General features: G+C 64.1%; 15 protein-coding genes. 13 read left to right on the forward strand and 2 right to left on the reverse strand.

What is annotated here, in order from left to right:
* Nucleotides 1-11 precede the first annotated feature (11 nt).
* The 3 genes from E3O54_RS10375 to E3O54_RS10385 all read left to right on the forward strand — a co-directional run bounded on the left by E3O54_RS10375 (nucleotide 12) and on the right by E3O54_RS10385 (nucleotide 7,739).
* Nucleotides 12-3,923, forward strand: coding sequence for a DNA-directed RNA polymerase subunit beta' (locus E3O54_RS10375; protein ID WP_104100992.1), 3,912 nt, complete (start codon nucleotides 12-14; stop codon nucleotides 3,921-3,923).
* Between the two features lie 180 nt (nucleotides 3,924-4,103).
* Entirely contained in the window at nucleotides 4,104-4,760 is a 657-nt protein-coding gene (locus E3O54_RS10380) for a hypothetical protein (protein ID WP_134401543.1), read from the forward strand.
* Between the two features lie 84 nt (nucleotides 4,761-4,844).
* A complete protein-coding gene (locus tag E3O54_RS10385) occupies nucleotides 4,845-7,739 on the forward strand; it encodes a bifunctional diguanylate cyclase/phosphodiesterase (RefSeq protein ID WP_134401544.1) in 2,895 nt (964 codons plus the stop codon).
* 72 nt (nucleotides 7,740-7,811) lie between these two features.
* Here the strand turns inward: E3O54_RS10385 and E3O54_RS10390 are convergent, their stop codons facing one another.
* Nucleotides 7,812-10,208 carry a glycosyltransferase family 2 protein gene (locus E3O54_RS10390; RefSeq protein WP_134401545.1) on the reverse strand — a complete coding sequence of 799 codons (2,397 nt, stop codon included), beginning with the start codon at nucleotides 10,206-10,208 and terminating at the stop codon, nucleotides 7,812-7,814.
* A gap of 307 nt (nucleotides 10,209-10,515) precedes the next feature.
* Complete coding sequence (locus tag E3O54_RS10395; RefSeq protein ID WP_134401546.1) at nucleotides 10,516-11,961, reverse strand: DUF222 domain-containing protein; 1,446 nt, start codon at nucleotides 11,959-11,961, stop codon at nucleotides 10,516-10,518.
* A 359-nt stretch (nucleotides 11,962-12,320) separates the two neighbouring features.
* Here E3O54_RS10395 and E3O54_RS10400 point away from each other — a divergent pair, with 359 nt between their 5' ends.
* The 10 genes from E3O54_RS10400 (at nucleotide 12,321) to E3O54_RS10445 (ending at nucleotide 22,188) form a co-directional block, all read left to right on the forward strand.
* Complete coding sequence (locus tag E3O54_RS10400; RefSeq protein ID WP_134401547.1) at nucleotides 12,321-12,644, forward strand: hypothetical protein; 324 nt, start codon at nucleotides 12,321-12,323, stop codon at nucleotides 12,642-12,644.
* Between the two features lie 382 nt (nucleotides 12,645-13,026).
* On the forward strand, nucleotides 13,027-14,697 hold the full coding sequence (locus E3O54_RS10405) for a GspE/PulE family protein (protein ID WP_104100986.1): 1,671 nt from the start codon (nucleotides 13,027-13,029) through the stop codon (nucleotides 14,695-14,697).
* Between the two features lie 19 nt (nucleotides 14,698-14,716).
* Nucleotides 14,717-16,117 (forward strand): type IV pilus twitching motility protein PilT, encoded by a 1,401-nt coding sequence (locus tag E3O54_RS10410; protein WP_134401548.1) that lies wholly within the window; start codon nucleotides 14,717-14,719, stop codon nucleotides 16,115-16,117.
* Nucleotides 16,117-17,346 carry a type II secretion system F family protein gene (locus tag E3O54_RS10415; RefSeq protein ID WP_241976857.1) on the forward strand — a complete coding sequence of 410 codons (1,230 nt, stop codon included), beginning with the start codon at nucleotides 16,117-16,119 and terminating at the stop codon, nucleotides 17,344-17,346. The genes E3O54_RS10410 and E3O54_RS10415 overlap by 1 nt, the downstream gene beginning before the upstream one ends.
* A gap of 198 nt (nucleotides 17,347-17,544) precedes the next feature.
* Nucleotides 17,545-18,012 (forward strand): type II secretion system protein, encoded by a 468-nt coding sequence (locus E3O54_RS10420; RefSeq protein WP_134401549.1) that lies wholly within the window; start codon nucleotides 17,545-17,547, stop codon nucleotides 18,010-18,012.
* 107 nt (nucleotides 18,013-18,119) lie between these two features.
* The gene (locus E3O54_RS10425) at nucleotides 18,120-18,596 is read left to right on the forward strand and encodes a type II secretion system protein (RefSeq protein WP_255570311.1); all 477 of its coding nucleotides are present in this window, start codon (nucleotides 18,120-18,122) and stop codon (nucleotides 18,594-18,596) included.
* A gap of 80 nt (nucleotides 18,597-18,676) precedes the next feature.
* Nucleotides 18,677-19,132: a hypothetical protein gene (locus tag E3O54_RS10430; protein ID WP_134401551.1), complete on the forward strand. Its 456-nt coding sequence runs from the start codon at nucleotides 18,677-18,679 to the stop codon at nucleotides 19,130-19,132.
* A 2-nt stretch (nucleotides 19,133-19,134) separates the two neighbouring features.
* A complete protein-coding gene (locus tag E3O54_RS10435) occupies nucleotides 19,135-19,728 on the forward strand; it encodes a PilW family protein (RefSeq protein ID WP_134401552.1) in 594 nt (197 codons plus the stop codon).
* 47 nt (nucleotides 19,729-19,775) lie between these two features.
* Nucleotides 19,776-21,365, forward strand: a complete 1,590-nt coding sequence (locus E3O54_RS10440) for a hypothetical protein (protein WP_134401553.1) — start codon at nucleotides 19,776-19,778, stop codon at nucleotides 21,363-21,365.
* A gap of 1 nt (nucleotide 21,366) precedes the next feature.
* Nucleotides 21,367-22,188: an A24 family peptidase gene (locus E3O54_RS10445; protein WP_134401554.1), complete on the forward strand. Its 822-nt coding sequence runs from the start codon at nucleotides 21,367-21,369 to the stop codon at nucleotides 22,186-22,188.
* The last annotated feature ends 24 nt before the right edge of the window (nucleotides 22,189-22,212 follow it).

Consider the following 22,212-nt stretch of genomic DNA (forward strand, 5'->3'; position numbering starts at 1 on the left):
AAGGAGAGAAATTGCTCGACGTAACCACATTTGACGAGCTTCGCATTGGCCTTGCGACCGCCGACGACATCCGTCGCTGGTCTCACGGTGAAGTCAAGAAGCCCGAAACAATCAACTACCGCACGCTCAAGCCGGAAAAAGACGGCCTGTTCGGCGAGCAGATCTTCGGCCCGTCCAGGGACTGGGAATGCTCATGCGGCAAGTACAAGCGAGTGCGCTTCAAAGGCATCGTCTGCGAGCGCTGCGGCGTCGAGGTCACGAAGTCGTCGGTGCGCCGTGAGCGCATGGGCCACATCGAGCTCGCCGCCCCGGTCACCCACATCTGGTACTTCAAGGGTGTCCCCTCGCGTCTCGGCTACCTGCTGGACATGGCTCCGAAGGACCTCGAAAAGGTCATCTACTTCGCCGCGTACATGGTCATCACGGTTGACGAAGACGGCCGCCACCAGGACATGCCCGGCCTTGAGAACGAGCTCCGCCTCGAGATCAAGACCATCGAGGGCCAGCGCGATTCCCGCATCGCTGACCGTCTGCAGCGCCTGGAAACCGACCTCGCAGCGCTGGAGGCCGAAGGTGCCAAGAGCGACCAGAAGAAGCGCACCAAGGACGCCGCCGAAAAGGAGATGAGCCAGGTCCGCAAGTCTCTCGACGAGCAGATCGCTCACCTCGAGCGCGTTTGGGAAGACTTCCGCACCCTCAAGGTCGGCGACCTGAAGCCCGAAGACTCCGTCTTCCACGAGCTGCAGGACCGTTTCGGCATGTACTTCGAGGCCTACATGGGCGCCGAAGCCATCAAGAAGCGCCTGCTGGCCTTCGACCTGGTCACCGAGAGCGAAAACCTGCACCTGCAGATCGCCGAGGGCAAGGGCCAGAAGAAGATCCGTGCGATCAAGCGCCTCCGCGTGGTCAACGCGTTCATCATCACCGGCAACTCGCCGGCCGCGATGGTGCTCGACGTCGTCCCCGTGATCCCGCCCGAACTGCGCCCGATGGTGCAGCTCGACGGTGGCCGCTTCGCGACCTCCGACCTCAACGACCTCTACCGTCGCGTGATCAACCGCAACAACCGCCTGCGTCGTCTGCTTGACCTCGGTGCCCCCGAGATCATTGTGAACAACGAGAAGCGGATGCTGCAGGAGGCCGTTGACGCACTCTTCGACAACGGTCGTCGTGGCCGCCCCGTCACGGGTACCGGAAACCGCGCCCTCAAGTCACTGAGCGACATGCTCAAGGGCAAGCAGGGTCGTTTCCGTCAGAACCTGCTCGGCAAGCGCGTCGACTACTCCGGCCGTTCGGTCATCGTCGTCGGCCCGCAGCTCAAGCTGCACCAGTGTGGTCTGCCCAAGCAGATGGCACTCGAGCTGTTCAAGCCGTTCGTGATCAAGCGCCTGATCGACCTGAGCCACGCTCAGAACATCAAGGCCGCCAAGCGCATGGTCGAGCGTTCACGCCCGCAGGTCTGGGACGTGCTCGAGGAGATCATCCGCGAGCGCCCCGTGCTGCTGAACCGGGCGCCGACGCTCCACCGCCTCGGCATCCAGGCGTTCGAGCCTCAGCTCGTGGAGGGTAAGGCGATCCAGCTGCACCCTCTCGTCTGTGCCGCGTTCAACGCCGACTTCGACGGTGACCAGATGGCAGTCCACCTGCCGCTGTCGATGGAAGCCCAGGCCGAAGCGCGCATCCTGATGCTCGCCTCGAACAACATCCTGAAGCCGTCTGACGGTCGCCCGGTGACCCTGCCCACCCAGGACATGATCATCGGTCTGCACCACCTGACCACGCTCAAGGAAGGCGTCATCGGCGAGGGCCGGGCGTTCTCCTCGATCGCGGAAGCGATTCTCGCTTTCGACCAGAAGAAGGACGCGAACCAGGGCCTCGACCTGAACGCCAAGGTGCGCATCCGTTTGGCCGACAAGTACTTCGAGGAGGGCACGCAGCCCGAAGGCGTCGAACTCGTCAACGGCCAGGCCGTCGGAACCGTGTTGGTGACCACCACGCTCGGCCGCGCGATCTTCAACGAGGCCATGCCGGTTGACTACCCGTACTTCGAAAAGGTCGCCGACAAGGGCAGCCTCTCGGCGATCGTCAACGACCTCGCCGAACGGTACCCGAAGGTGGAAGTCGCCGCGACGCTTGACCGCGTCAAGGACGCCGGTTTCTACTGGGCCACCCGGTCCGGTGTGACCGTGGCGCTCAGCGACATCCTGACCCCGCCGAACAAGCCGCAGATCGTTGCCGGCTATGAGAAGCAGGCCGCCAAGGTGCAGTCGCAGTTCGAGAAGGGTCTCACGACCGACCTCGAGCGTCGCCAGGAGCTCATCCAGATCTGGACCAAGGCAACCGAAGACGTCGCCGCGGCCATGCAGGAGAACTTCCCGGCCGACAACACCATCAACCGCATGGTCACCTCCGGTGCCCGTGGTAACTGGCTGCAGGTGCGGAACATCGCTGGTATGCGAGGCCTGGTCAACAACCCGAAGGGTGAGATCATTCCTCGCCCGATCATCTCGAGCTACCGCGAAGGCCTGTCCGTCGCCGAGTACTTCATTGCTACTCACGGTGCTCGTAAGGGTCTGGCCGACACGGCTCTGCGTACCGCCGACTCCGGGTACCTCACGCGTCGTCTCGTGGACGTCTCGCAGGATGTCATCATCCGCGAAGACGACTGTGGCACGACCAAGGGTCTGGAACTGCCGATCGCCGAGGTCAACCCGATGGGCGATCTCGTCCGCCACCCCAACGTGGAGAACGCGGTCTACGCTCGCAGCCTGGCCACCCCGGCGGTCAACGCCAAGGGTGAGATCGTGGCTGACGCCGGCGACGACGTGGGTGACGTGCTCATCGACAAGCTGGTCGAGGCCGGTGTCGAGACCATCAAGGTGCGCTCCGTGCTGACCTGTGAGTCGGCCGTCGGAGTGTGTGCGGTCTGCTACGGCCGCTCGCTCGCCACCGGGCTGCTCGTCGACATCGGTGAGGCCGTCGGTATCATCGCCGCACAGTCCATCGGTGAACCGGGTACCCAGCTCACAATGCGTACTTTCCACACCGGTGGATCGGCATCCGCCGATGACATCACCCAGGGTCTGCCTCGTGTGCAGGAACTGTTTGAGGCGCGTACCCCCAAGGGTGCGTCGCCGATCGTCGACACCGCCGGTCGCATCACCATCGAGGACACCGACCGCAGCCGGAAGGTCATCCTGACCCCCGACAACGGCGATGAGCCGATTGCCTACCCGGTGCTCAAGCGCTCCACTCTCCTCGTCGAGGATGGCCAGCATGTCGAGCTCGGCACGCAGATCATCATCGGCGCCGTCGACCCGAAGGAAGTTCTTCGCGTCAAGGGTGTTCGCGCCGTGCAGAAGCACATCGTCGGTGGCGTGCAGGATGTCTACCGGTCGCAGGGTGTGCCGATTCACGACAAGCACATCGAGGTCATCGTTCGCCAGATGCTGCGCAAGGTGACCGTCGTCGAGCACGGCGACACCGGCCTGCTCCCCGGCGAGCTCGTTGACCGGTTGAAGTACAACGACCTCAACCGCACCGCGCTCACCGAGGGCAAGAAGACGGCGTCGGCTCGTCAAGAAGTCATGGGTATCACCAAGGCTTCGTTGGCGACCGAGTCCTGGCTGTCGGCCGCTTCCTTCCAGGAGACCACCCGGGTTCTGACCCAGGCGGCCATGGAAGGCAAGAGCGACCCGCTGATGGGCCTCAAGGAGAACGTGATCATCGGTAAGTTGATCCCGGCCGGCACCGGTCTTCCCCGCTACCGCGACGTCACCGTCGAGGCAACGGATGAAGCCAAGGCTGAGCGTTACCCGAACCGCATCTTCACCGATGATGCAGCGTTCAACGAGGGTGACCTGAGCTTCGTCGACTTCGACAGCTTTTCGTCGGATGACTTCACCCCCGGCACCTACAACTAGTCACTAGCGATAGGTTCCACGGACGGCCTCCTGCCTCGGCAGGGGGCCGTCCTCGGTTAAGCCCGTTCGCCTCCGCTGGTCGAGCCTGTCGAAACCCGAGCCTGTCGAGACCCGCGATAGGCTGATCCAGAATCTTTCTGGGGGTATCGCATGGGTGCAGGTCCGGTGTCCGCTTCGGCAATGACGCGTCGACGGATGTGGGTGCTCCTCGGCGCCGTCGGCTCCATGCTGGTCATCGCCCTCATTGTCCTGCTCATTGTCTGGCGGGGCGGCGCGGGCGCGCCGGAGCGAGAGGCGGTCGGGCGGCCGCAGCCGCACTCGTCCCCTGCGCCCCTGGCCCTCGCGAGTGTGCCTGCTCCGACGGCCACGACGGATGGGCCGCATCCGTCGACCTGTGATGAGCTCTACAGCCCGGCGATCGTGGCCGCTTTCGATGACCTGGTGCTCAACCCGGCCTGGGTCGCTGAGGAGAACTCGGACGTCAACCGCGGGTCCGGGGACCCGGAGTTGATCGCCCTGATCGACGCTACCGGGGAGCGCCTCACCTGCGTGTGGGCGAACGCCAACGGCGGGTCCGGCCTGGGACTGACCACGGAGTTGGTGTGGGTGACCCCGGAACAGTCGACCAAGATTCAAAGCCGGCTGACCGCCGCAGGTATGAACTGCTACGAGGAACTCGGCGGAATGCGTTGCCTCATCGAGACAACCGAGGATGGTGAACTCGTCGGTGAGTCGCACTTTCTTCGCGACGACATCTGGCTGGCCACCAGATATGTCAATACCGGACCGGACGGCTACACGCACGACATCATCGCCAACGTGTGGGCCGACGAGTAGTCGCCCGGGAGATCCGCAATCCGCGCACAAAGTAGGGTAGAAGCAACGACCGGCAGACCTGCTTTTCGGGAGCAGAGGAACAGTATGCGGTTGGTCGGGCAGCTCGGTGGAGCGCTAGTCGGTGCCATGGGTCTCCTGGTGCTGGTCAGTTGGTACGTCGGAGTCGACGCCCTGCCGCCCGTGCTCCGCGACCTGCTGGCGATGAAGCCGATGGCAGCCCTGGGGCTCGTGCTGGTGGCGGTTGCCGTGCTGGCCGTCGATCGTCGCAGGCTGACCGTGATCCTGGGTCTGCTGGCACTGATGATCGGCGCCCTCACGATCGCGGAGTTCGTCGTCGGCCGATCACTCGGCATCGATGTGCTCCTGCCGGGAATCGACTTCGGCGGGCGGTCGGAGCGGATGGCGCCGTCCACGTCGGTGGCGCTGGTCCTGCTCGGTGCGTCCGTCATCGCCAGCCGGGCCGCTCGATCCGCCGTGATGCTCGGCTTCGCATTCGCGGCTCTGGGCGTCAGCCTGGTCGCGATCCTGGGTTATGCCTATGGCGTCTCCTCGCTGTATTCGCTGGGCGGCTACACGAGTATGGCCTGGCAGACGGCCTTGGGCGTCGGAATCCTCGCCACGGCCCTGTTGATTCAGCGCCCCGATGCCGGTCTGATCGGCCTCTTCCGAGACGGTGGCAGTGCGGGTCGGCTCCTCCGCCAGGTCATTCCATTCCTAGTTCTGGGACCGTTCATCCTCGGTTGGCTGCGGCTGTGGGGACAGCGCCAGGGCTGGTACGACACGGCCTTCGGCGTCGCCATCCTGATCCTCGGCATGACAGTGCTCAGCTGCGTGCTGGCGTGGGTCGCTGCCCGCCGGCTGCGTGACCTCGATCGTCAGCGTGATGGCGCGATGCAGGCTCTCGCTGAGGCCAACCATACGTTGGAGGCGACGGTCGAGAACCGAACCCGCCAGCTCGCGGAGACGGCCGACACGCTGCACACCCTCATCAAGATCGCACCCGTTGGAATCGTGCAGATGGATGCCGCGGGCGGGCTCGTGTCCGCCAACGACCAGTGGCTGGCACTCAGCGGCCTCACGAAGAGTCAGTCGCGCCGCGACGGCTGGGCCACCGCGCTCCATCCGGATGACGCAGAACGGGTGCTCCTCGGTTGGGAAGCGAGCGCCGCAGCCGGCGAGCCCTACGAAACCACCCTGCGGTTCCGCACCCCTGAGGGCCACATCAACTGGGTGCAGGTGAACACCGCTCCGATGCGTGATGAGAAGGGCATCATCGGGCACCTGGCCAGCGTCACCGATGTCACCGCGCAGCGTGAGGCCGAGAACGCGGCCACGGCCGCCGCGGCCCGGTTCGAGGCTGCCTTCGCTTCCTCGCCGTTGGGAACGGCCATCGTGACGCTTGACGGACAGGTAGTGGCCGCCAACAGGCGGCTCCTGGAACTGGCGGGTCACCAGAACCCGCTTGTCAGCGCCCATATCGAGACGATCTTCATGCCGGCTGAGGACGCTGACGATGAGGAGATGGAGAGCGCTGGCCTGGAAGGTCCGTCGACCCGACAACGCATCGACCGGCGGATGCGCCACGAAGGCAATCAGGAAACCTGGGTCAAGGTCAGCATCGCCGAGATCTTCGAGGGCGACCAGGCCGGGGGACTGCTGTACCAGCTGGAGGACATCACCGCCCGACGCCTGGCCGAGGCGCGGGTTGAGCACCTGGCATTCCATGACCCGCTGACGAACCTGCCCAACCGTCTGCTCCTGCTCGACCGGTTGAAGCAGGCGCTTCTGCAGGCGTCGCGCCAGGGTCGCGGCGTTGCGGTGCTATTCATCGACCTCGACCGGTTCAAGTTCGTCAATGACAGCCTTGGGCACCACGCCGGTGACACAGTGCTGAACGAGGTTGCCATCCGCCTCCGGCAAAGCATCCGGGCCGGCGACACGGTGTCCCGGATCGGAGGCGACGAGTTCGTCGTGATCTGCCCGGATGTCGGTGGCAGCGAGGATGTGCACCGGATTGCCGATTCGATCCAGGCGGCCATCGCGCGGCCGATCACGATCGGCGACCAGTCGGCATCCGTCGACGCCAGCATCGGGATTGCTTTCGGCCTCGGGCACGACGATGCCGAACTGCTCCTGCGCAATGCGGATCAGGCCATGTACCTGGCGAAGGACCGCGGGCGCGCCCGCTACGAGGTCTTCGACGACGACCTGCGGTACCGCATCCATCAGCGGCTCGACAGCGAGTTGGCCCTGCGCGACGCGGTGGAACTGGGCCAGATCGAATCCTGGTATCAGCCGATCGTGGATCTGCAGGACCACAAGGTGGTGGCGACCGAGGCTTTGGCACGCTGGCGGAGGCCCGAGCGCGGGCTCGTGATGCCGGGTGACTTCATTGCTCTCGCCGAGGAAGTGGGTCTGATCAAGGGAATCGGATCGACGGTGCTCGGCCAGGCGTGCCGGGCGGCCAGGGGGCTGGCTCAGGGAGTGGCGGTCAGCGTCAACGTGTCCGCGCGGCAATTCGTGCAGGATGACTTCGGTGACGTCGTCAAGCGGGCCCTCGCCGAGTCGGGTCTGCCGCCGGAACAGCTCTGGCTGGAGCTGACCGAGAGCGCGGTGCTCGACGCCATCGATTCCGCGGCCCGGACCTTCCAGGAGCTGCGGAGCCTGGGCGTGCGGTTGGCCATCGACGACTTCGGCACGGGGTATTCATCTTTCACGCACCTGCGCGCGTTCACGGTTGACCTGCTCAAGATCGACCTGACGTTCATTCGCGACGTCGAGAGCTCCGATCACGATCGCGCGATCGTGGAGGGAATCCTGCGTCTGGCCGATTCCCTGAACCTGGATGTCGTCGCCGAGGGCATCGAGACGACGAGCCAGCGGGACCTGCTGAGATCCATGGGCTGCCGCTTCGGCCAGGGCTATCTGTTCTCCAAGCCCACGCCGTCCGTGCATCCCGAAGTGCAGTTCGCCCACTAGCCCTGGCGCTCTACGGTGCCCGGGACGGAGGGTGATGTCGCAGCCGCCCCATGAGAGTGCCACCGCTCGGCCTTACCCCGTCGGGTTCGCCCGGTCGAATTGAAGGCCGGCCTCGTAGCCCACCCAGCGTCGTTTCACCCACCGCACCTCGGCCACCTCCGGTTGTGCCAGGCTTCCGGGGATCTCGACGATGACGAGCGCTCCCGGTTCCAGACGGTGGCGGAGCGATAGGCGGCACCCGCCGAAGCCGATGTCCTCGACCGCTGCCGTGAGCGCCCCGGGATCCCGATCCAGGGATTCCGCTTCCGGATGATCGACGACGTCGAGTGCCAGCCCTCCCGCCGCGGCGGTGGGCACGCGGTCGACGGCGAACGCGGCCTCACGTTCCCGGGCGAGTTCGAGAGCTGGGCCGCGCTCGAAGAGGGTGACGGGATGCAAAACAGCCGACGAGCTGGTAGCCATCCGAACCTGGGCGCGCCGCCAGGGAAGCGTGGGCGTTGTGGCCCCACGTACTGCACGCCAGCCGGCAGTGGCGAGGTAGGCCTTCTCCTCCTCGTCTCCCCGGACCCAGCTCGGTGATTCGGTGATCACCTGTACCAGGTCCACGGTCTGCTCTGGGGTGAGCGGATCGAAACGGAAGCCGATCGTCACACCGTCCGAGGAGTTCACGATCCAGCTGCCTATTCCGGGCAGTTCGCCGACCTCAGGGATCTGAAGAGCGGTGACCGACGATGCCTTGGAGGCGAAGCCCTTCGGGTCGAGCCGCTCCGACCAGGGAATGGATATGCGTGCACCCATCAGGCTCAGGTCGACGAGTTCACCCGGGTGAGCGCCAAAATTCTGGAAGGCTGCGATCACCGGTGTACTCATCGGCGTGCGCTCGGCTGACCGGAGGCGTGGACGCTCAACGCACAGAGTGACGGCCAGCACCAGGCCGACCACGAAGTACAGGCACCAAAAGACGTTGATGTACAGCGCGCTCGTGTTGGCGAGTTCCGGGCTGAGGAAGATTCCTCGCACCAGGCCGACGGCCGCCAGGGTCAGAAGCACCAGGTGGGGGAGCGCGATTCGCCAGTGGAAGACCTGTTCTTTCAGGCCAACGCCCTTGGGGGTGACGTTGAAGGCTTTGACTCGCAGGCCCAGCGTCTCAGCTGCCGCGGAGAGCGCGATGGCGGGGGTCAGAGCCAATTCGTAGATGTTGCTCCAGGAATGGCTCCGGCGACGTCCGACGATGATGGCGAAACACAGCATCACGCAGAGATAGGTGGGCAGCCAGAAGATAAGCAGGGCCTCCACGCTCGTGTCCAGGGCGACCACCCCGAAGAGGAGGAAGAGCAGCGGGGTAATGATGTAGATCAGCTTGAAAACCCCGAAGTACCAGTAGACGACCGCATCGGAATAGAGCCACCTCTGCATGAGTGTGAGTCCGGGCAGGGTCAGTGGGTTCCACTTGCGGGCCGTCTGGATGTTGCCGCGGCACCAGCGGTCACGCTGCTTGAGCATGTCGGCCAGGTTCTCCGGGGCCAGCCCGGCCGCAATGATGTCCGGCACGAATTCGGTCCGGTACTTGGCCCCCTGGATCAGGAGGCCCGTGGCGAGATCCTCCGTGATCACACCCACTGCAAATCCGCCCACGCTTTCCAAAGCCGAGCGGCGGAACATCGTGTTGCTCCCCACGTACATCACCGCATTGAAGCGTGATTTGCCGGCCTGCAGGGTACGCATGAAGAAGTCCTGCTCGTTCGGCAAAGCCTGACCGGAGAACAGGTTGTACTGGAACGGGTCCTCGTTGTAGAACGCCTGGGGCGCCTGGACGAAGCCCAGCTCGGGGTCCTGAAAACGACCGACGGTGCGCTCCAGGAAGTCCGGCCGGGGAACCATGTCCGCGTCCAGGGTCACGATCAGGTCCCCGTCGCTCCGCCCAAGCGCATTGTTGAGGTTGCCGGCTTTGGCGTGAGCGTGGTCAGGCCGGATGAGATGGATGGCCCCGTACTCTTCGGCAAGTTGGCGCACTTCCTCACGCGCGCCGTCATCGCAGACGAAAACGCGAACGCCGTCGGTCGGATAGCGCATGCCCACGGCGCCGGCGATGGTCATCCGGAGCATTGACACGGGCTCGTTGTAGGTGGCAATGAACACGTCGACCCGCGGGAGCTCGTCTGCTGGCGGCAACGGCACAGTGCGCCCGGCGTATGGGGTCCAGAGGGTGACATACACCGCCAGCGATTGTGCGAATCCGAGTACTTCGACCGTCAACAGCAGAATGCCGGTCGCAGTGTTCCACCAGGCGTCGGACGGGATGGTGAACAACACGCGCCACGTGAGGTAGATGATTCGCACGACAATGGTGATCACGATGGCAGTCTTGTGCCCGAAGCCGGGGCGCCGGCGTGAACCGATCCAAAGCGTTTCCATCACGACCAGTATCAAGGCCGGATAGACAAGCATCCAGTACCAATTTTCAATCATCTTGCAGCCCCCTGGTCGTTCCTAGGGAAAACCTAGCAGTGCTGGTTCAGATTCGGTGAGCATCAGAATTTTCGGTTTCCCGGGGGTTTTGGTGATTGCAGGAGGGCGTTCTTGCCGGGCAGGGCCGCCGGCGTCTGCGAGCCATTGGTCGAGGTGGTGGGCTTCGGTCCGGGCGGGCGGGCGTTCGTAGCCGGGCCAGCGGCATCCGACGTAGCGGGCCACGATTCCCGCGCGCTGCTTCTCGGTGAAGAGGCGCTGCGCGAGGCCGATGTTGACGCATTGTCCGTCGTCGAGAAGTGTGACTGGACTACAGCCCCGATCTCTTACTCGGCAACGCCACCAGTGTCTGCTCTGGATCGACCTCGACCGGTGGCCCAAGCCAGTACTGCGTTCCGGTGCGAATGATCGTCCAGTGCTGGTTGTGCAGTAGCAAGTGGTGCGGATGGCACAGCAGCACTCCGTCGGCCAAATCGGTGTACCCGTTTTCCTTCAACCATTCGTTGACGTGATGGGCCTCAGTCCACGCCGGTGGCCTGTCGCAGTCGACCCAGAGGCATCCACCGTCACGGACTGCCATCGCGGCGCGCTGGTGCTCGGTGAAGAGCCGTTCGTCGCGGCCGACGTTGATGATTTGGCCGTCCGCGTCGAATTTGATGCCGCGGGTTCCGGTGTCGCAGAGGAGTCGGTCGATGGTCTCCTGCGAGATCGGGACCGGGTTGCCCTCGATCTGCCCGTGAGCGGCCGGCTGCCGCGCCTCTGCTTCCTGCGCGGCTGCTTCCGGCTTGAGCGCCTTCTCGGTCACGATCACCCGCACCGAGGGGCGGCGTCCGCCGAAGACCCGGCCCGGGTCGACCTCGCCGGCGATCTTCAGCAGCTGCACGAGGGAGTCCGCGGCGATCTGTTCGGTCGTGCGGGGGTCGTCTTGCATCTTCTTTGCCCAGGCTGCCCGCTCTGCGTCCACGAATCGCACCCCGCCGCGGCGGGGGCCCGTGATCGAGTCGAAGGTGGAGAGCACGAACTCGCCGTCTTCGGGGGCAAACAGCCCGCTGAGTCGTACGGTGCCGTTGCCCAGCCGGTAGACCCGCAGGTAGCGGTCGTCGTAGGCCTGCTTCTCGCGGGCGGCAATGCCGGCCTCATCGAGCCGGTCGCGCATCCGTCTCGCCTGCTTGAACACCTGATCGGCATTCAGTGACGACGCCTCGGTGAGCAGCGCCGCCAGGGCCACCCCGAGCTTCTCCGCGGTAACTGCCGCATCGATCTGGCCGAGCCCTGCCCGGATCGCCTCGGCCGCGTCAACCGAGAGCGTGCCGGCGATGACGGCCCGGGCGATCGGCGCCTGCCACGGCACCTTCGCCTCGACCTCGGCGACCTCGGCGGCATCCGCGTCGGGCGTCGAGAGCGCCGCCTCGACGAGCCTGTCGGCCGCCTCGGCATCGGCCATCATGGTGCCGACCGCCACCAGCTTGTACGCGTCGCCCTTCGACGAGCCGGTCGAGTTCTGAATCAGGGCCTCCGGGGAGAGATACCCCTGCTGCGCCGCCAAACCCGAGTGCCCGAGCTCCGGTCGGGAACGCTCGGCGATGGTCGCCGCCATCCAGGCAGCATAGGTATCGACGAGACGGCGGATCGAAGCGATTCGCTTCTGACCGGCCAACACCTCGGCATCAGGAAGGGCCGAGAAGTCAGCGCATGACGAGCCCAGCAGGGCCACGGCATCGGCCGCCTGCCTGAGGTCTTCCGCGAGGTTGGTCATGTTAAGAGAATACCTCAACTCGCACCCAGTTTCGAGAGTTACTCACATAATTTGAGAGAATAATAAAATTTATCTCTGAGCAACTCCGGCCGCTCCGAAGCCGTCCAAGACCGCCGGTTGCCTCAATGGAGACCCCGGGGCGGTGAAGGTTTCCCGGGCGCAGGCGAGACCACCGGAACCGCCACCGTGACGCCCGCCCCGACCAACGCACCCACCGCTACAGATTCTCCGACCACCACCACGCCCCCGGCAACCCTCAAGCCGACGCAATCCTCAAGCCGACTCAATCCGCACCCGGGCAGACCGCGGCGCCGGGCGATCCACGTTCAACCGCGTGCACGCAGCTCTACAGCCCGGCCATGGGCGAGGCGCTCGGCGACCTGACCTTGAACCCCGTCTGGAGCCAGGACCCGGATGCCGGCGTGTCCCACGGCACCGACAATGCCGAGCTGCGCGTCCAGATCGACGCTCTCGACCACCTGACCTGCGTCTGGGCGAGCCCGTACGGGGGATCCGACACCGGGATCATCACCACTGTGGTCTGGGTGACCCTGGAACAGACCGTCGCGGTGGAGGCCCGGCTCGTCGCAAACGGACTGGAGTGCTTCACCCAGTCGGAGGGCCGCCGTTGCATCATCCGGACGACACGGCAGACGGCGCTTTCGGTGAGTCCCACTTTCTGAGGGGCGGCATCTGGCTCGCCACGAAGTACACGAATGCCGGCCCGCTGGGCTACACACAGAACATCATCGACAACCTTTTGATGGGCGTCCAGACCGTTTCGAGCAGGCCGAGACCGGCCCGGGCATCGCCCAGGAGCGGCCGTATTCCGCCTGCCGTTCTGCGGGCCGCAACCGGGCCGCAACCGTGTCGATGCCGCGCCGCAACCGGGTCGAAGCCGGGTCGATGCCGTGTCTATGTCGGGTCGAAGCCCCGCCCCGTTAGGATCACTGAACAGAGGCATTTTTTCGAACCGTGTCCCCTCATTGTGGGTCTGGCCGGATTCCCTGCCCCCGAGATAGTGTTGTCCGTTACTTACTTACCGAGCCTGTTCGAGAGGATCGCGTGGCCAGCCTCACCGAAATCTTGATCCTGCACGGTCTGCTGCCGATCGAGGAGCTCGACCACCTCATGGCCGGCGACCCCGCCGATGAGAGCGCCGTCCGCGCCCTCGTCGCCAAGGGCGTCATCACCGAGGTTCAGTTCGCCAAGGCTCGGGCCCAGCAGGCCAACCTGCCCTTCGTCGAGCTGATCGACTACCCGGTCGATCGCCTCGCCGTGGCTCTCGTTCCGGTGGCCGTCTGCAAACGCCACGAAGTGCTCCCGATCGCCGTCGACAACGGCCGCCTCATCCTCGCCATGGTCGACCCTGGCAACGTCTTCGCCGTCGACGACGTGCGCGAAGCATCACGGATGCGCGTCACCCAGGTTGTCGCCGAGCGCAGCGATCTGCTCGCCGCCATCACCCGCTACCACCGCGCCGACGACGAGCTCAGCGACCTCACCTCCACACTCGAGGAAGAGAACGCCGCCACCGAGAGCTCCTCTTTCGGAGTCTCGGACTCCATCGACGACGATGCCCCGATCGTGCGGTTCGTGAACCTGTTGGTCAGCCAGGCCATCCAGGACCTGGCCTCGGACATCCACATCGAACCCGGCGAGCACAGCCTGCGGGTGCGCTACCGCATCGACGGCGTGCTGCACGAGATGCAGACCGCACCCAAGAGCATCCAGAACGGTGTTATCTCCAGGCTCAAAATCATGAGCGATATCGACATCGCCGAGCGGCGCAAACCCCAGGACGGCCGCATGACCGTGCGCCATGCCGGCCGTCAGATCGACCTGCGCGTTGCGACTCTCCCCACAGTGTGGGGCGAGAAGGTCGTCATGCGAATTCTCGATAACTCGAACACGACCCTCGACGTGCGCGCGCTGGCCCTGCTCGAGCACAACTTCGAGGCCTACAAGACCTCCTACTCCAAGCCTTACGGCATGATCCTGATCACCGGTCCGACCGGTTCGGGCAAGTCCACCACGCTCTACACGACCCTGGGTGCGGTCGCCCGCCCCGAGATCAACGTGATCACGGTCGAAGACCCGGTCGAATACCGCATGGCCGGCATCAACCAGGTGCAGGTGAACCCGAAGGCAGGTCTCACCTTCGCGAGTGCGCTGCGTTCCATCCTGCGAAGCGACCCGGATGTCGTTCTGCTGGGTGAGATCCGCGACCACGAGACCGCACAGATCGCCATCGAGGCCTCGCTGACCGGCCACCTCGTGCTCTCCACCCTGCACACCAACGACGCGCCGAGCGCCATCACCCGGCTGACGGAAATGGGTATCGAGCCCTTCCTGGTGGGTTCCGCCCTGGACTGCGTGGTCGCCCAACGCCTGGCGCGGCGCCTCTGCGACAAGTGCAAGACGCCATCCGTGCTGACCGTCGACTACCTGACGCGCCTCCGCTTCGCGTTCGACCCGGAGCGCCCGCTGCCCACGATCTTCGAGGCGGTCGGCTGCACGCAGTGTTCGAAGACCGGTTACCGGGGGCGCATCGCCGTGCACGAGGTGATGACCGTGACCGAGGAGATCGAGCGGCTCGCCGTGGCCCGAGCATCGAGCGCCGAAATCGGCCGGGTGGCGCGCGAACAGGGCATGATCACCCTCCGCGAGGATGGCTGGGCCAAGGCCCAAATGGGTTTGACATCGATCGAAGAAATCTTGCGAGTGGTCGCATAGTGCGAAAGGGGATATCTGCATGAGCCAGCCCATCTATGAAATTCCGGTCACGTCTCCTGGGGCCGCCGGGGGCAGCTGGAGCATCGGCGATCCCGAGCGTCGTGGTGCCGAACCGACGGAGCACGATGCCGCGCCGGCCGCTCCTGACTCGGCGGAGTTCGAGTTCGTCCATGTTACGGATGCCGCGCAGCCGGCGACAACGGTCCTCCCGGTGGACACCGGCGCGGTCGAGACGACCGGGCGCCGCGCCCGCGCTAACCGCACCGGCGACAACGAGGTCTCCGACCTTGACCTACTGAACGCCCTGGCCGAGGTTCTCGACCTGAACGCCTCCGACCTGCACATCACCGTCGGAGCGCCGCCGAGCATCCGTGTCGATGGCGGCTTGCGGCCGATTGAGGGCGCGAGCAAGTGGATGGGTGACAAGGTCACCTCTGCGCTCTACAGCATCCTCTCGGCGAAGCAGCGCGCGCAGTTCGAGGAGGAGCTCGAACTCGACTTCGCCTATACGGCCGGCGGCGCGCGCTTTCGCGTGAACTACTACTACCAGCGCAACTCGATCGGCGGGGCGTTCCGCCTGATCCCGCGCGAGATCAAGCCCCTGAAAGAGCTCGGCATCCCCGAAACCGTCGGCCAGTTCGCCAAGCTTCCTCGCGGCCTGGTTCTGGTGACCGGCCCCACCGGTTCGGGCAAGTCCACCACCCTGGCGGCACTGATCGACCTGGTCAACCGCACCCGTGCCGACCACATCGTCACGGTCGAAGACCCGATCGAGTTTCTGCACAAGCATCAGAAGTCGCTGGTCAACCAGCGCGAGGTCGGCCACGACACGAAAAGCTTCGCCTCCGCGCTCAAGCACGTGCTGCGCCAGGACCCCGACGTGATTCTGATCGGCGAGCTGCGCGACCTGGAGACCATCTCCGTGGCCCTGACTGCTGCCGAGACCGGCCACCTCGTCTTCGCCACCCTGCACACGCAGTCGGCGTCCCAGACCATCGACCGCGTGATCGACGTGTTCCCGCCGCATCAGCAGGGTCAGGTGCGCGCGCAGCTGGCCGCCACCCTGCAGGGTGTGGTCTGTCAGACCCTGGTCAAGAAGATCGGCGGCGGCCGGGTGGTCGCCACCGAGGTCCTGGTCACGACCTCCGCGGTCGCAAACCTGATCCGCGAGGGCAAGACCTACCAAATCGCATCCTCGATGCAGGCCGGGCGCGCTCTGGGAATGCATACCATGGACCAGCACCTTGCCGAGCTTGTGGACGCAGGTCTGATCACCCGTGCATCCGCCGAAGAGAAGGCTCAGGACCTCGAGGGGTTGAACCAGCTGATCCGACGGGTTGACCCGATGGAGGCGTCCGTCAACCCGATGTCCGCCGGCGGCATCGACTTCGGCGACTCTTACTCGCCCAGGGGGCGATAGTGCCAACGAGCCTTGCCTACGCCTATAAGGCGCGCGACGCTGCTGGCAAAGCAGTCAAGGGGCGTCTGGATGCCGCCTCGGAAAGCGCCGCAATGTCGCGCCTCCGCACAATGGGACTGTCGCCAATCTCCATGGTCGTCGTGCCGGAGGGAAGCGGGCTCAGCCGGGAAATAAACATTCCCGGTTTCAGCAAGGGCGTCACCCTGAAAGATCTGGCGATCATGAGCCGTCAGATGGCAACCATGATCGGAGCGGGGCTGTCCCTGCTTCGGACGCTCAACATCCTCGCCGAACAAACCGAGAGCAAGGCTCTCACCAAGATCTTGGTCGCAGTTAGGGACGACGTCGAGACTGGCGTCTCCATCTCGGAGGCGATGGCGAAACATTCCGAGTCGTTTCCGCCGCTGATGGTCAACATGGTTCGGGCCGGAGAAACGGGCGGGTTTCTAGAGGGTTCGCTGGACTCGATCGCCGAGAACTTCGAAAAGGAAGTCAAACTGCGGGGCACGATTAAGTCTGCGATGACCTATCCCGTGATCGTGCTCATCATGTCTCTGGTGTCTGTCGTCGCGATGCTGATCTTCATCGTTCCGGTATTCGAGAACATGTTTACGAATCTGGGTGGGCAACTCCCGCTCCCCACGATGATGCTCGTGTATCTGTCCCGGTCGATGATTTACGTCGCTCCGATTCTCGTCGTGATCGGGATCGCCTTTGCGATCTGGTGGCCGCGCAATAAGAACACGGAACGTGTGCGCAAGTTCCTTGATCCGCTCAAGTTGAAGCTGCCGGTCTTCGGGCAGCTGCTCAAGAAGATCGCGGTCGCTCGATTTAGTCGCAACTTCGCGAACATGATTGGCGCCGGCGTACCAATCCTTCAGGCCCTGCACATCGTAGGCGAGACCTCGGGCAACTGGGTGGTCGAGCAGGCACTGGTCAAGGTGGCTGACTCCGTTCGCCAAGGTCATTCCATCGGCGGTCCCCTTGCCCAGGAACCGGTTTTCCCAAATATGGTGACCCAGATGATCTCAGTGGGCGAGGACTCCGGCTCCCTCGAACAGATGCTGAACAAGATCGCCGACTTTTATGATCAAGAGGTCGAGTCTGCCACCGAGCAACTGACCGCCATGATCGAACCCTTGATGGTGGCCTTCCTCGGCGTCGTCGTCGGCGGCATGATCGTCGCCCTCTACCTGCCGATCTTTAACATCTCCACCTTGATCAAGTAGTCCCCAACATTGATCAAGTAGTCCCCGAACTGGGGGGTGATGATTGCCGCGTCCCTTCAACTGGGGGAAGAGAATTGCAAAATACCCCCCATTGGTGGGATTTTTCTGGGAAATTTCTCCCCGTACCATCAGAATCACTCTGGCTCGCCTGATCCGGAATTCCCGCCCACAGCAGCAGTAGATAGAACGGATATTCTCATGATTTCTTGCATCATGGGCGGGCTGAACCGCCGCCGCAATTCTCTCGAGCAGAACGAAAAGGGCTTCACCCTGATCGAGCTCCTCGTCGTCGTCATCATCATCGGCATCCTGGCCGCGATCGCCATCCCGGTGTACCTGGGCATCCAGAACAACGCCAAGGACAGCGCAGTGAAGTCGGACGTGGCCAACGCCAAGACCGCTATCGCGGCATACGCGACCGACAACAACGGTGCGCTTCCTGCCAGCCTCGGCGCCCTGCCGTCGAAATACGGCTACGTCGCGCCGGCAGGAACTGGCGGGAACTACACCTCCGCCACCGGGCTTCCCACGCTCACGTTTACCGGTAGCGCATTCTGCATCATCGCCACTGCGGTGACCGGCACCAAGATCGGCGCCAGCGACATCTCCGGCATCGTCTCCAGCGGGACGACCGCGTGCAGTGCAGGCGGAGTACTCACCCCGTAACAATCGGCCGCATCGACCTGGGGGTGCCGCACAGCGCCCCCAGGTCATCGCTCAGTAGTGGGCATGTTCACCTTTGCTCTTTCACTATTCAGGAACGGATAGAGATGATGACTTGCAGCGTCTCTCGCGCCGGAGCTGCTCGTCGCGGGCGCCTGTCGCAGGGTGGGCATGGCTTCACCCTGATGGAGCTCCTGGTCGACGTCATCATCATCGGCATCCTGGCCGCGGTCGCCATCCCAGTGAACTTGGGCATCCAAAACAACGCCCTGGACAGTGCCGTGAAGTCGGACGTGCGCAATGCCAAGACCGCCGTCGTAGCGTACGCGACGGATAACAAGGGTTTCCTTCCCGCCGACCTGGCCAGTTTGCCTGGCAAATACGGGTATTTTTCTCCGCTGGCGATAGGCGGCAACTATCTCTCTCCGGGTTCCATCCCCGTGCTCACTGAAGGCACTGGAACCTCAACGGCCTTCTGCGTTTATACAGTCACCACGACGGGCGCGAAGGTCGGTGCCAGTGGCGTCTCGGGCGTCCCGTCCAGCGCGTTCACCGCTTGTTCGGCAACCGGCGTTCTCACTCAGTGACCCCCACTTATGCGGGATCTACTGCCGCACGTCCAGGAATTACGAAACCCACGGATACCCGACATTCAAGCGAGGCCCGGATGAACGACCAGCCCGGTAGGCGCACGCAGGCGAACAACGACGAGCGCGGCTTCGGCATCATCGAAATCGTGGTGTCAATGTTTCTACTGGGCCTGCTCATCATCTCCTTCGCCCCCATCCTCATCACGAATCTGCAGTTCACGGCCAGAAACACGACCATTGCCACCGCGACTCAGATCGTCAATAAGCAGATCCAGGCGGCCCGCGCTGTGCGTTCGGTCACAGCCACGACACCGAGCTGCACCGACATCCAATCGTTTCTCGCTCTCACCCAGGCTCCGGTCGTCGATCCGCGCGGCGTCGTGCTGCAGCCTGTTTGGGACACCGTCAGCGGCTGCACAGCGAGCCTGACGGCGGGGTACGTTCGGGTGAGAGTGTCAGTCACCCAGGTCGGATATTCCAGTTCCACTGCGTCCGCCAGCACGCTCATTTTCGTCGCTTCGGGTGGGTACTAGCCATGGAGCAGCACGCAGTACCGGGCCGCGAACGGGGATTCTCGCTGGCTGAACTTTTGATCTACATGGCGTTGCTCGTTCTGGTGCTGTTCGTCGCCGGCGGACTGTTGGTCAACGGCCTGCGAACGCAGGAGACAACGCAATCCGTCACGAACGCCTCAACCACCGCCCAACAGATTGCGCGCTCGGTGCAGGCCGGCGTGCGAAACGCATCAGCCGTCACGGTCGTGACTGATGCCGTAGCCGGTACCCAGTTGCTGGTCGTTCGTGCCATCGGAACCGATCCCAGTTCGACGGCGGCATCGTGCCAGGCCTGGTTTTACACCCCTCACAACGGCGGTTCCATCTACACGAAAAGGACCTCGTCTCCGGCCACCCTCATTACGGTGCCCGCCGGTGGGCCTCAGGGCGTGTGGTCCTTATTGGGCAGCGGGGTGAGCCCGGCAGACCCTGTGACCGCGCGAGTCTTCAACGCCCCCAGCGGTTCCCGCGTAGACCTGAAGTTCAATGTTGCGGCCGGGGCCCACCCGTACGTTTTGATTAATACGACGACCTATACCCCACAGATATCGATGGTGAGCGCACCGTGCTTCTAGTAATCGCCAAACTCTCAGGTCGTCTGCGTCACGAACGTGGAAGCGCCATGCTTGTCGCCCTCGGCCTGACGGCCGTGGCTTCCATAATCGCAATCACGATCACCTCGAGCTCGCTGTACGCCGTCGGCTACACCACTTCGACGCGCTCCGGCGTGCAGGCGCAGGCCGCAGGCGAAGCGGGAATCGATTACGCCGCGGCGAAGCTCGCGACCTCGGTGTGCCAGTCGCAGTATGGGCCAACCGCCACGGAACCGGTGTTCACCGTCACGGTGTCGTCGTCACTGTTGTCAGCATCTGCAACGGGCGATGTTGATACGTCCTGGGTAGCCGGGTGTCCTACATCGGCAGCATTCAAGAGGGTCAAACTCGTCTCCCAGGGATCGGCGAATACGCTGGGGATACTCGGTAATGCGTCCGGGGACAAACGCAAAGTCGAGGCGATCTACCCCTACACGCCGACACCCCCTACCTGGATTACGGCGTCGGGCGCGGCCATTTACTCGTTCTCACAGACTGACAGCACCATCAACAACCTGGACATCAACTCCTCAAGCGCGACGCCGGCCACGATCCAGTATCTGTCGGGCAGCGCAAGCTGCACCTCAGGCTCGACAATCCACGGCAGCGTGATTCTCGGCCAAGGCGGGGCATCGTTGGCCAGTGGATGCCTCATCGACGGGGACCTGTACGCTGCGGGGTCGGTGTCTCTGAACAGTGCCATCGTTACCGGAAATGTGAGCGCCGACAGCGGAACCTACCCGTCTGTGTCGCTGGCCCCTTCCGCGACCGTCCAGGGAAATGTCTCGGCTGGAGGTCCGGTTCTTGTCCAGGGAGCGGTCGGCGGGAACATCGTGGCAGGCCCCGCCGGTGGAGTCACGAAGATATCCGGATCCGTGGGGGGGTCGGTGATTGTCGCCGGCACTTTGAACACGTCGGGAGGAACAATCATCGGGTCAACCGTCACGGGTAAGACCGGCATCGTCGCTCCGGTCATTCCTTTCGTGCCGGGCTGGGTGGACTACCCCTACAGCCTGTCCGACTGGTCTCCAGGCGGGTTCACCGAATTCGTGATATCCGATTGCAGCGATACCGGGTTCGTGACCGCGATGACCGCCATGCTGGCGTCGTCCACCCCTAAGGTGCTCAACGGGCTCGCCTGCGGAGCCTCTGGGCTGGATTTCACCAAGCTCAGTTCTACGCAGACGCTGACCAGCGACCTGGTGGTCATCGCCAACTCGTTCAACCTGGGCAACAACAACTTCGTGTCGTCGAACGTTGCCAACACCCGGAATATGTGGCTCATCACCCCGGACCGGGGTGTTGGCGGAAACCTCATAGCGAACCAGTTTCCGAACTGCCCGACCGGTGGGACGTTCAAGATGGCAAGCCACACAACGGTCAGCCCGCAGGTCAACGCCCTGATCTACTCGCCGTGCACGATCACCAACTCCGCCGATGTCTGGCAGGGGCAGATCTACGCGGCGGGCACCAAGACCGCGAATGCGTTCGTTTTGAATTACGTGCCCATCGGCATCCCCGGTGTCAACCTGAGCGACGGCACGTCGACGAGCATCACCATTCCAGGCACGGGCGTGCTGGGAATCCGTACCGCCCTTCGTAACATCAACGCGGGCTAGCGTGGCCGTTCTCATCGGGATTTTCGGCTCCGTGATCGGTTCGTTCCTCAATGTCGTCGTCTACCGGGTGCCGCTCAAACGGTCCATCGTCTCGCCGCCGAGCGCCTGCGGCGGATGCGGCGGGCTGATCCGACCTCGCGACAACGTTCCCGTGCTGTCCTGGCTACTGTTGCGCGGCCGCTGCAGGGACTGTGGGATCAGGATCTCGGCGCGGTACCCGCTCGTCGAGCTGGGCACCGCTGTGTTCTTCGGCGTCGTGGCCTGGTGGGTACTGGCGGGTCGCTCGGTGCAGGTCCCGACGACGACAAGGGTGACCCTCGCACTGGTTCTCACCCTCGTTGCCTTGCTGTACCTGGCCGCGGTGAGCGTCGCCTTGGCGATGATCGATGTCGATACGCACACCTTACCCAACCGGATTGTGCTGCCGGCATACCCGGTGGCCGCGGTGTTGCTCACCGGGGCAGTCATGGCGGCGGGTGAGCCCGGGCGGCTCCTCGGGGCCCTCATCGGCGCTGGCGCGCTATTCGGGCTGTACTTTCTCCTGGCGCTGGCCTATCCGGCCGGCATGGGCATGGGAGATGTGAAGCTCGCTGGGCTGCTCGGCCTCTACTTGGGATGGTTCGGCTGGGGGCAGCTCGCTGTCGGGGCGTTCAGTGCGTTTCTACTGGGTGGCCTGTTCGCGCTCTTGCTCCTCATCACCCGTCGTGCCAACCGCAAGAGCGGCATCCCGTTTGGCCCTTGGATGTTGGCTGGAGCATGGCTAGGCATCTTCTATGGTGAACAGATAGCCACTGGTTATCTGTCGCTTTTTGGTTTGGCATGACCGCAGCAGTCGCGAGGGAGAAGC

Source organism: Cryobacterium sp. TMT2-4 (genome assembly GCF_004402575.1).
Lineage (GTDB): Bacteria > Actinomycetota > Actinomycetes > Actinomycetales > Microbacteriaceae > Cryobacterium > Cryobacterium sandaracinum.